Source organism: Flavobacteriales bacterium, from assembly GCA_020435415.1.
Classification (GTDB): Bacteria; Bacteroidota; Bacteroidia; order JACJYZ01; family JACJYZ01; genus JACJYZ01.
This window is the reverse complement of record JAGQZQ010000097.1, coordinates 1-12,110: the sequence shown is the minus strand read 5'-3', so window position 1 is coordinate 12,110 and position 12,110 is coordinate 1. Positions and strand designations below refer to the sequence as shown.

Sequence of the window (12,110 nt, the reverse complement as noted above, 5' to 3'; positions counted from 1 at the left end):
TTTTTACCTACCGGTGAAACCGCCATGTTCATTCTTGCAGGAAACGACCTCGAGCGACGGTTCAGCCTCATGAATATTTTTTCAGCCGATCATCCCTTTGCCAAATTCAATATCCTCAACCTGGAAAATGTAACCGATGGAGAACCCCACCTGAACGGTGCATTGATCATCGAGTCTGATATCCTGGATCAACTCACTTCAGGGCAAATACAAAAGCCGAAATTCTCATCCGATTTTCCTGCAAGTCATCTGGCCACCAGGATGGGATGGGAAGACCTGATTCTGAATCCCACCACCATGGCCCAGTACAAAGAAATTGAAGTGTGGCTGGAACATGCCCACGCCATGATGAACGATTGGGGGATGAAGAAAAAACTGAAGCCCGGGTACAAGGCCTTGTTCTATGGCCCGCCCGGAACGGGAAAAACCCTCACGGCAGCATTGCTGGGAAAGAAAACACAACGCGAGGTTTACAGGATCGACCTGTCACGTATCGTTTCAAAATACATCGGGGAGACCGAAAAGAATTTGTCCAAAGTATTTAACCGGGCGGAACATAAAGACTGGGTCTTGTTCTTCGATGAAGCAGATTCACTCTTCAGCAAACGTACCGGGATCAGCGATGCGCATGACCGGTATGCCAACCAGGAGGTATCGTATCTCCTCCAGCGAATGGAAGAATACAACGGACTCATTGTGCTGGCCACCAACATGAGAAGCAATATAGACGATGCCTTCCTCAGACGTTTTCATGCCATCATCCATTTTCCCATGCCTTCAGCCAGCGAGCGCCAGGAAATATGGAAGAATGGCTTCAGCGATCAGGTGGTCCTCGAAGAGAAAATTGACCTTAAGAACATTGCCGCAAAGTATGAACTGTCCGGTGGGCCCATCATGAATATTATACAGTACAGTTGTTTGATGGCCCTGAACAGAGGGAACAACATCATCACTCAGAAAGATATCATGGAGGGGATCAGAAAGGAGTTCGGGAAATTCGGAAGAACCACATAATTCAGATAAAATGGGAGCATCGAAAGCACCACTTGCATCACCTGTTGAGAGAACAACTCATCAACGCACCTTTCAGCCCAGACTGAAGGTGGGAGCCCCGGGAGATAAATACGAACGGGAAGCCGATGCGATGGCTGATCGCGTCGTGAGCCGGTCGCCCGCACCATCACCTGTGACGAATGGCGGCAACGGCATACAGCGCCAGCCCATGGAGGAAGAAGAGGAGATGATGCAGATGCAGCCGATGGAGGAGGAAGAGGAAATGATGCAAATGAAACCGGAGGAAGAGGAGGAGACGGTGCAAATGAAGTGTGCCAAATGTGAAGCTGAAGAAGGGATGATGCAACGTCAGCCCATGGAGGATGAAGAAGAAATGATGCAGCCAAAGATGGCAGAAGGCAGCACTACACAACCTGCCATTCAGCGATCGGAAAACGGTCAGCACCACGCATCTTCCAATATCTCAAACCGGATTGCTGCAAGCAGAGGTAACGGACAATCCATGCCGTCCTCCGTGCAAAATGAGATGTCCGCCGGCCTCGGTGCGGACTTCAGCAATGTAAATATCCATACCGATAGCACCGCCGTGCAGTTGAGCAGTGAACTCGGTGCACATGCCTTCACCGTGGGCAACGACGTTTATTTTAATCAGGGTAAGTATGACCCCGCTTCTTCCGGCGGTAAACATCTGCTGGCCCACGAACTCACACATACCATCCAGCAGGGAAGTTCGGAACCCATGGTTCAGGGAGATTTCGCTGTAGCACCCACCACGCCGGGAACAGCTGTAGTGGCATTGACCCCTGCACAGGTACAAGCGGCCATCACATTTAATACGGCCCGTCATACCGACGCCGCTGAGATCGGATTGATGAGAGACATTCTCGGCCTCGCATCAAACCCACAGGTGATCGATGCGGACTTCGTAAATGCATTGGCAGAGTACCAAGCCAATTATGGGCTTCCCCAGGATGGCAAGCTGGGGCATGACACCGCCGATGTGCTGGCCCGGGAAATGATTGCCGAAGGTGCTTTCCTCGGCCCCGGAAACCAGGGAAGCCTGGCACCCGAATTTGCCCTTCAAACTGCAATCCGTGCACTGATCACCGCGGATAACAGGGTGTATGCGGACTACAAAGCAGCCATCCAGGGAGCTACCATGATGCAACAACATGTGGCATTGAATGACCAACAGCTGCTTACCGATCTGAAACCAAAACTCTCCTGGAATAACTGGGCACGCTGTATTGAACTGCTTGGAAGAAGGGCGCCTTCAGGAAACAGAATGCGTCTTAACAGCACAGTTCGGGCAGCCATGCGCGCGGCATGGACAGCATCCAGTCCGGCTGTCACACGCTGGTCGGCACCCGATCCTGCCCACCCTCTGAATGGTACCTGCGCTCCAATACCAGGTGCCGCAGCACCCGCAGCCCACGAAGAAGGTGGCTTTATTTATATGAACCTGATCACAGGTGACATAACAACCAGACGCGTGGCTGCAGGTGGACAAGCCATGTTGCCATTGAACGCACCGGCAGCGGTCGCCAACTCCATTGTTGTAGGAGGTTTTCACACGCATCCCAACGTGGGCGCCTGTTGGGGAGCACCATTCTTTAGCGGTGCAGATACAGCCTGGTCTACAAGAAATGGCATTCCGTTATTGATGATCGGCGCTTTCCCGGCAGTGGCTAACACCTCATTCCATGCCACCGGATCAACCCGTGCCCACCTGGCTGGAAATCGCGGACTACCGGGAGCCGCAGGCGGACTTGCGCCCCAGGCCAGACCTAACAGCAACGACAGAGATGAGGTGTGAATAACGGGTTGATATATATCATACCGCTGGCAACAACTTTGGCTTGTAACACCCCGGAGAATGATGTACCTTCTCCTCAGGAAGAAACCAATATGAATGAAACCATGACCACCGATCAGGATAGCATAACAAGAGAAGAAGCGATGGCATTGGCCCGGCAATGGGCGTCTCAGGTTTATCATGACCTTACCCCGTATGAGATTGAAACAACTTTGAAGGACGGTAACTGGCATGTAGATTATGAACTTAAGGACCCCGGTATGGTCGGAGGTGGTCCCCATTTTGTCATATCGGCATCAACGGGTGAACTGATATCATCACGCTTTGAACAATAAAGACCATGGGCGCATCTGATAAAATATCGTCGGTGTCCAGTGAGCATTCTTCTCACCAACGCACCTTCCAGGCCAAACTTAAAATAGGTAGTCCCGGCGATAAGTACGAGCGCGAAGCAGATGCCATGGCAGATCGTGTACTGAGCATGCCATCCGCTCCCGTTCATGCCGCACCGGCAAATCCCGGTATCCAACGGGAGGCGATGGACGAGGAAGAGTCTATGCAGATGAAGCCGATGGAGGAAGATGAAATGATGCAGATGAAGTGTGCGGAATGTGAGGCGGAAGACAAGATGATGCAGCGTCAGCCCATCGAAGATGAGGAAGAGATGATGCAAATGAAATGCGCGGAATGTGAAGATGAGGGCATGCAGATGCAAGTGCAGAGAAAAGGGGAGGATGAGGAATTGATGCAGCAAAAAGAATCGTTACCCGGAACAAGTAAATCTCCAACTGCCATTCAAAGATCACCTGATGGTTCGCATACCGCATCACCCGCAGTGACTGATAAAATAGCATCCTCCAAAGGTAGCGGTCAGTCAATGGATCGCGCAACGCAGGGGGAAATGGGTAGTAAGATGGGCGCCGACTTCAGTCAGGTCCGTATCCATAATGACCAACAGGCGGCGGATATGAGCCAGCAACTCGGTGCAAGGGCATTCACCGTCGGAACGGATATCTATTTCAATCAGGGCCAGTACAGCCCATCGTCCAATCAGGGAAAACACCTGCTGGCCCACGAACTCACACATACCATCCAGCAAAAAGGATTGCAAAGGAAAATGATCCAGAAGGCAGACTTTGATGTGGATGGACTGCCACCCGGCGCATCAGGTAATTCCCGGCGTATCTTTTTTGAAAGGGGATCAAGTACCATTCCTCCGACAGAACTTCCCAAGCTGGCGGCATTCGCAGGATCCGCCACGAATATTACGATCAAGGGTACGTCCAGTGAAGAAGGATCAGATGCCGCCAATACCATCATCATCAACGCGCGGTTAAAGGCAGTCAGAGATGAACTGAACAATGTAGGTTATACAGGAACTGCTACGCCGGTTGTAGATGTGGCCGCCGGTGCCGGTAACATCGAGTACCAACGCATGCGGTCGGTAGAGATCATCCTTCCCGGAGGTAGCTCTTCTACGCCACCCGCGGTGGCCGTGGTTCCTTGTACCGATCCGCTGGCCGGCGGTGCAGACTATCCGACAAAATGGACGGATGCGGAAACCGAAGCACAACGCCTGATTACGGATGCCCGCGCCAAACTGTCCGTTGCGGCCCGAACCGCAGCAACGGATGCAGCCCTTCTGAGTTTCTTTGGCAGTAACACAGATGCTAAGGCCACCGAAGTGGAAAAGAAATTGAAAGATATCAGTGCACAGATCACCCAGTATCTTGATCCGGCGAATCACCAATGTGTGAATCAATGCAGCGGCAGTGTGGCAAGCAACGTGGGTACCGGCGCTGCCGCCATGCTCACCCTGTGCCCGAACTTCTTCCCCGATACCCTGGCTGAAAGATCAGGGACCACGGTCCATGAAGCGGTACACGGCACACCATCCATCAGCGGAAGCGATACTGCCTATGCACACCACCGCCTGATCAGTTTCTTGTCACCCGCAGATTCAATTCAAAACCCTGACTCGTACAAACTGTTCCTGCAAACCCTGGACGGACAAACACCCAATGTGGGGCCCACCACGCCGGATACACTCAACGGAATGAATGCCGTTGAAGAACAACAGGCAAAGAAGGCTACAGCATGGTTGGAAATGTACCTGACAAGCACCTATCTGCAACTGGATACATTGTATGAACGTCTTCACAGCCACAGAACCGGCGGAGCCGCTGCCTGGCCGGCCGGATTCTATCGCAATATGATGACCAAAGCAGCTCCCCATTTCGGATTGACCATGCCGCCTGCCCTTCCATCCACGGAAGCCGATCAGGTGAAACTGGCAGCCGTATTCCACCGCTACCGCACCATGCGTACGGTATTCAGGAGTCCGGTCACCATTACCAAAGGTGTTACCAACAGCTGGACTGCAGGACCAGGCAGTTCCGTGGAAGTGGATGCAGCTTTCTTTGGATTGGGGTCCATGGATCAGGTCAAGAAACTGATGGAACTGATCGTTCAGGCAACCCCGGATATTAGTGGCGGACTTGAACCGCATTATCTTACCTTTATGGAAGAGGTCAGGATACTGCTCGGCTTACCGGCGCCTCCTCCGTAATGAAAAAGACAAGGTTTTTATATCATGCCTTTATTGTTTTTTATCTTTTCATGAGTTGCAGCCACACAATGAAGAAAGAAAATCAGATCGCCAGGAAGACCACGTTTGTGAGGGAGTTGACTGAGGGGAATTCAGAACCGTATCTCTTTATGGAAGAGACATTCAATAAAGATGGTTGGAAGCAAAGCCTGCGAACCTTCGGACCTTCCGAGGATACAGTCAGAGAAGTCACTTATGAATATGCGGATGGCCATCTGGCAAAAGAAATCCAGAAAAATTTTGCCCAGAATACCACACTTGAAAAGTTCTATCACAGAGAGAATGGTAAACTCGTAAAAGTGGAAACAAAAGGAGGAGAAGGAACGGAAGTGCGTTACGTTTATGACGACAAGGGTGCGTATGATGAATACACCGAAAAGGGTGGAACGGTCCAGGTCCAGCGCCACTTTGATGACAAGGGTAAACTGATGTGGCAGGTATACACCACCAACGGTCACCGCACCGATTTCGTTTATGATGATAATGGAAATGTGGTGGAGATGAAAGAAGAACACAACGAAGGACATACCACAATCCGCCACAAAAATGAATACAATGCAGACGGGCAATTATCCAAAGTGTCTATCAATGGCCATCTCTCCTCTGAATTTTTTTATGGCAATGATCTTCTCGAAAAAGAGATCCAGTATTCTCCTGATGGTACCCCGGTCATGGAGATGACCTGCAAATACGAATTTCATTAAGAAATAATGGGAGCAGCAACCGCCATAGCCCGTGAATCAGCTCCCGCCCGGCAACCCGGGATTACGGTTGGATCTTCCGTTGATGGAGCCATGCAGCCACAGACCGGAGGACACGTCCTGCAGATGTATCCCGATCAAAGCAATCCGGTAGCGATGATGCACCCCACTCCGTCAGGAGACACTGCCATGCAGGGTACGCCCGATGCACAACCTATCCGTATGACCGGCGCACAGCAAGCCCCCATGATCCAAAGACAGGAGGCTGCCGGCACAACAACACCGGGGCGTTTTCGCCGATGCGATGAAGGCCAGCAACGCATGATCACCAGGCACCAGCCGCATGCCATCGATTGGGTGACCAGAACCATGCGAAGCATCGATGGGATCTTCAGCGGTGCAACCACGGGTGATGACCGCGGGCGCTTCATGACAGCCTACTTCCTGAATTTTGATATGGCAAGGATACAAAGGGGAAGTCCGCTTACCGCCGATGACTTTCGCACCGCCGGTGCCAGACTACGTACGATCAGATCCAACTATGAGACCATTCTCTCAGGCCTCCGCAATATAGATTACGCTTGTTTTCCGATGTGCCCGGAAAATGAATACGCAGCACACAGTGTCTATGACATAGAAACGGATGACGGACTTACGTTAACGCTGCCCCGGTCCTATGTGCGCCTGTGTCCGCTATGGTTCAATGCACACGACTTCTTTATCCGTGTAAGTGTGCTCATTCATGAAGTGGTACATCGTGATCTGCTCTACCGGAATGATACCTATGAATGGCAGCCGGAATATCGTGAAATGGGATGGTCTGTGGCAAGCAGTAATCCCGATTCATATGCCGTGTTTGCCCGGATGATCTATCATTTTAACAGGGATGATATGGGGCCTGGTAGCCGTCCGTCAGATTAAAAATCTCCGCTATGAAAAAAGTAAGACAGGTTCTGCAAAGAAAAAAAAGCGCAACTCCCTTGAGACATCACGGAGGGAGAGGGGGTATGGCACCACAACAGATAGCCGGTGAAAGCATGACACCCCACCGCGGAGGAATGAACATGCGCCCGGCATCAGGGAATCTTCAGGGGAAGGAAGGCGGCGGCTCCGGTGGAACCTGTGACCGAACAGCCATCACCAACGCCAGACGTCAGGCATTCTTCCGGGTACAGCTGGTGCATCATCAACTGAGTGGTTTGCATCCAACCCTCGGTGCCAGTCAGCAACGGCACGCCATGCGGGAGGCGCGCAGACTGGTATCTCCACGTGTGCGAAACCTGGCGGCTGTGCAACTCCTGATCAGCCGGATGATGAACATCCTTACTTCGGATAGAGCCATTGTATGCGGACCGGAGATTGCCAATTGCAATGTTTGGAACGCATACGTCGAAGATAACAGTACCCCTATCCACCTGTGTAACTCGTTTTTTGGAATCGGGTTTGAACAGCAGGTGCGTACATTGATTCATGAAGCGGCACACGCAGCCGGTATTGGCAGTCCCGGAGCAGAGTCCTACCTCCCTGTTTTCGATTGTGAAACCAATGCCAACGATTACAATCAGGCCGACGCCTGGACACATTACGTGCATTGCCTCTCCGGACAAACAGCTGACCAACCCGATACGATTGAAGGAAACTGATCATGCCAGAAACTGTAGTTGCACCGGAACGATCTCAGGTACATCGGAATGGTACCTCTCTGAGAGATGAGGAGCAACTGCAGCGGCCCGGTGGTGAAGGTCAGAAGGAAACAGCATTAGCAGAACGTGCCGGATCAGGCATGGCACCGTTAAGCCGCACCGAAGGGTTTGCCATGGCGCCTTCGGTGGAACGTCGCACATCTCAGGTCATACACCCTAATCACACGGATGGTTTGGAGATGCACGGACAGGTGACGGAACAGGAGGACGAAAGTGAACCGGATCAGACCCCGTCACCTCCAGAGACTGAAGCCCTGCCGGCACCACCTCCGGAGGACGATGCGAATCCCAATGGCGGAGGTGATGACGCATCAACAAATAACGGATCCGATCCGAATGATTCGGGAGATATTGCTTCATCAACCTCACGTGACCCGAATGCATCGTCCCGGAGCACATCAACTACAACCGATGCGGATCCGAATGCTGTATCACCTGATACAACATCATCTCACACGACCAGTGAAAGTCAGACCTCACCAAATCCAACTCAGGCAGACAGTGTAGTTCCAAGCACACAGTCGCCCAATGGCACAGGATCATCCGGTACTGATGCTGTTTCGCCTAACGGGGGAGATACCGGTGCTTCCGGCGGAGAGGGAGGCCCGCAAGGTGGTGAAGGTGTACCTGATCAGCCACTCGAAACAGGTGACTCATCATCCATGATACGCTCCATCACCGGTATGAATGCGGTGAGCTTTGCGAATGGCATGGAGCGTGCATCCGAGGCTGCCAAAGGGCTTCAGAATAAAGAGAAAAAAGAACAGCAGGATGGTCTTCCGGAAATTGACCAGCCCACCGGAGTTCCGACGAGGAAACAAAAGGAAGCGGAAGCGCTTGCACTGAAAAATGATCAGGCACCTGATCTCAAACCCGAAGGCAATGCGGAAGGACATACCATCGAGACACAACATGAATCACCCAGTGGCCCGGTACCGGGAAGTCAGGGACAACGTTTTTCCGAACCCACCGAAAGCCAGGGCGAGGACGATGGAAGTTGGTGGAGCCGGTTGTTCAATCGCATTCGCTCGTTCCTGAGTTCCCTGCCGGAAGGGGACAGTGGCGTGAGCACTTCCGCCGGTGAAAGACCGAAGGTAGACCTGTCAGGACAAGCTGATCCGAAGCAGAACGAAGAGCACCAGACCACTTCTACTAAAAAGGTAGATGAAAATCTCACGAATGCAGACCAGGAAACAACGAAGGACTTCGGAGAAAAAGACATCTACCCGGATATTGAAACGGAGAAGATGGCACCCAAGATTGAGCTCATGGGTGCTGAGCCAAGAGAAGGAAAAAACCTTGGCAAAAGAGAGATCAGCGGGGATGTGAAGCAGGCGCTGAACACCAATCTGCAATCCAGGATGGACGAGAAGGTGTCACCGAAAAATCAGGAATTTGAGGAGGCACACCAAACCTATGAAGCCGATAGTGAGAAAGAAAAAACGGAAGGTCTTGCGAAGATAGATGAAGAGACCGCACGGGTGAAAGCCGAACAGGAAAGTGAACAGACCGGAGCGGCGAGCCAGGTGGAAGCAGAACGAACCAAATGGAAAGCGGATAACGAACAGGTCAAAAAAACATACGACAAGCAATCCGCAGAGAAGAAAAAGGAAATAGATAAGCAGATTGATACGAAAGTGAAATCCAGTGAGGATGAAGCAAAGACCAAACTGGATAATGCGGAGAAGGAAGCGAAACGGGAGAAGAAAAAAGCAGAGGATGAAGCGAAGCGCAAGAAACGTGAAGCTGAAAGTAAGCCGCGCAGTTTCTGGGACCGTGTGAAAGGCGCCATTTCCGATTTGTGTAACAAAATAAGGGCCGCCATCAATACCATTTTTGATGCCCTTCGCAAGTTGGTCAAAGGCATCATCGAGTTGGCGAAGAAGGCCGTGAAAGGCATCATCGAGCTGGCGCGAAAAGCGATCGTCGGATTGATCAAGGCCTTCGGTGAAGCGCTCAAGGCATTTGTATCCATTGCGCTTGCAGCCTTTCCTGAGTTGGCCAAAAAGGCGCGTGCCGCCATAGACCGAACGGTGGACTCCGCTGTGAAAGCAGTGAATAAAGCGGCACAGGCGTTAAAGGATTTTGCAGATAAAGTTCTGGATGCCATTGGCAAAGCCCTGGATTTTATTCTCTCCGTTTACCAGCGGGTTTATAACGCCATCATTGATGCATTGGAGTTTATTGCAGTGGGCATCATCGAAATCATCGAAGGGATCGCGAACCTCGTACAAGCCGCCCGCCAGATGCCGGATCATTTCTGGAGTCAGGTGTCGGTAGAACTCACAGGACAGGATCTCACCAAACCCCTTCCCGGCATTGAGCGAACCACGCCGCCGGTTGCACCGGGTGCAAGTCCGGGTTCGGCAAGTGCCGCTAACCTGGATCCGGCCAGTACTGCACTCCTGAGCAAGAACCAACTCTCCGCGGAAGATGTGGTGATCGATCCCGTCCCTGAGATGGACATCGACAAGGAACTGTTCATAGATGCCGCCAGTCATGGCGATGGAGAGTTGATGTTCGGGAACGAAGAGGCGGGAGACCTGACCCTGGAAGAGATACGCGCTATGTCAGGCTTTGATGCGACAGCTGCTGCTGCAGGTGGAAGCATGCCGGGAGGAGCCACCGCGGATGCATCCGGAGGTGGTGCGGGTGGGCCTGATTTTGCAAATATGACCGACAGCCAGAAGATGGATTACTACCTGGCGCAGATGAATCCGCAGTGTAATGACATGGCCGGCCCGGCACCAACAGGTGAAACGGACAACAGCATTCCGGACGTCGCCAAGGTGGGTCCGCTCAGTGTTGGACAGCGTGCCGGATTTGTGCTGAGCCAGGTCAAGAAAGGCATTGCAAACTGGTGGGAATGTAACAAGGTCATGATCATCAGCATCATGGTGGGCGCACTGCTGGGTCTGGCAGTGGCGGCATTCTTCACCGGAGGAGCGGCCATCCTTGCCGCCATCCAGGCGCTGATGAGTGCACTTACCGTCATCTTTGGAGCCATACTCGTCGCAAAAATGGGCTACCATATCGGGCAGTATGTGAAAAAAGCGTGGAGCGGCGACATAGTCGGCGGTGCTCAAAGCCTTGCCCGTGCGATCGCCGTGGGCCTTGTTGAGCTGGTATTTAACTTCCTCTTTAAAGTGGGTGGATTGCTTCTGAAGGTGGTCAAACAGGTGGCGAAGGCCATTGCCAAAGCGGCCAAGGCAGCGGGTAAACTGGCCCTGAAGGCCGGTAAGGCCACGGTTCAGGGATTAAAAGTTGCGGGCAAAGCGGCATTCAAGTTCACCAGAAGAATTGCGACGCCACTGATCAAACAGGGCAAGGTCTTCCTGAAAGGCATAGGCCGTGGATTTGCCAGGGGTGTGAAAAAGGTGAAGGACTTCGGAAAGAAGCTCAAGAACCACTTCGGCTTTAAGGGGTTTTCTCTGCAGATACGCGGCAAGCGTTTTTATCTGTACGGATACTTTAATCCGAAAAAATTACTGGCCACCGGTGAAGTAAAGAACCTGACCAAGGCGGAAGAAAAGGCCCTCCAAAAAATGGGAGGGAACAAACAACTTGTAGGAAAATCCATAGGCAGCGGAGCAAAGAAAGGCATCGTGGTTTCCGATCGTTATGCTGCGAAAAAGCTGAAGGATATGACACCGGGTGAACGTGCTGCCGCCTTTAAGGAGCTTGAGAAAAAGACGGCGGATCAGATCCGGCGGTTGGGTGGCGGCGGTAAATCCACCAAGGAATTGAGGAAGGGAATCCCTCATCCTCATCCGACGAATTTCCAGGCCCACCACGTGGTACCGGAAGAGATTATGAAAAACCCGGTATTGAAAAAATTCCTGGACAGGATCGGTTTCAAGTTCCAGGATGGCGCTAAGAATGGCGTACTACTTCCCCCGAATGCCGCATCACAAACCGGTGCCTGGAAGAATGCCACCATACACATGGGCTCGCACCCCAACTATACCAAGACTATTGAGACCATGATCGAGCGGGCACGGGTCGCCTTTGAAAGAAGTTCAAAAGGTTTAACCGGAAACGCCTTGAAACAAGCCAAACAAACGGCGCTGGCCAACCTCCATGCGCAGGTAGATGCCGTACGAAAAGGGCTCATGAACGGAACCGTAAGACTACATTAAAGAACGAATAACTATTTTCGAATGTCTACTAACTACTATCTACTAACTACTTCTACTAACTACTAACGCGTTGACCACTTAGGCATGTTGAAAAGAATGTTGAGAATCGGGCAAAAAAAAGTCGTGCAA

8 protein-coding genes are annotated in these 12,110 nt (G+C 51.9%); all 8 read left to right on the top strand.

The window, feature by feature from the left end:
• A partial coding sequence (locus KDD36_12860; protein ID MCB0397540.1) for an ATP-binding protein occupies positions 1 to 1,014 on the top strand: 1,014 nt, incomplete at its 5' end.
• A gap of 10 nt (positions 1,015 to 1,024) precedes the next feature.
• Positions 1,025 to 2,830 carry a DUF4157 domain-containing protein gene (locus KDD36_12855; protein ID MCB0397539.1) on the top strand — a complete coding sequence of 602 codons (1,806 nt, stop codon included), beginning with the start codon at positions 1,025 to 1,027 and terminating at the stop codon, positions 2,828 to 2,830.
• A gap of 38 nt (positions 2,831 to 2,868) precedes the next feature.
• On the top strand, positions 2,869 to 3,165 hold the full coding sequence (locus KDD36_12850; protein MCB0397538.1) for a hypothetical protein: 297 nt from the start codon (positions 2,869 to 2,871) through the stop codon (positions 3,163 to 3,165).
• A gap of 5 nt (positions 3,166 to 3,170) precedes the next feature.
• Complete coding sequence (locus KDD36_12845; GenBank protein ID MCB0397537.1) at positions 3,171 to 5,399, top strand: DUF4157 domain-containing protein; 2,229 nt, start codon at positions 3,171 to 3,173, stop codon at positions 5,397 to 5,399.
• 68 nt (positions 5,400 to 5,467) lie between these two features.
• The gene (locus KDD36_12840) at positions 5,468 to 6,142 is read left to right on the top strand and encodes a hypothetical protein (protein MCB0397536.1); all 675 of its coding nucleotides are present in this window, start codon (positions 5,468 to 5,470) and stop codon (positions 6,140 to 6,142) included.
• A 6-nt stretch (positions 6,143 to 6,148) separates the two neighbouring features.
• The gene (locus tag KDD36_12835) at positions 6,149 to 7,060 is read left to right on the top strand and encodes a hypothetical protein (GenBank protein MCB0397535.1); all 912 of its coding nucleotides are present in this window, start codon (positions 6,149 to 6,151) and stop codon (positions 7,058 to 7,060) included.
• Positions 7,061 to 7,071: 11 nt separating this feature from the next.
• Positions 7,072 to 7,782, top strand: a complete 711-nt coding sequence (locus KDD36_12830) for a hypothetical protein (GenBank protein MCB0397534.1) — start codon at positions 7,072 to 7,074, stop codon at positions 7,780 to 7,782.
• A gap of 2 nt (positions 7,783 to 7,784) precedes the next feature.
• Positions 7,785 to 11,981 (top strand): AHH domain-containing protein, encoded by a 4,197-nt coding sequence (locus tag KDD36_12825; GenBank protein ID MCB0397533.1) that lies wholly within the window; start codon positions 7,785 to 7,787, stop codon positions 11,979 to 11,981.
• Positions 11,982 to 12,110: the final 129 nt, after the last annotated feature.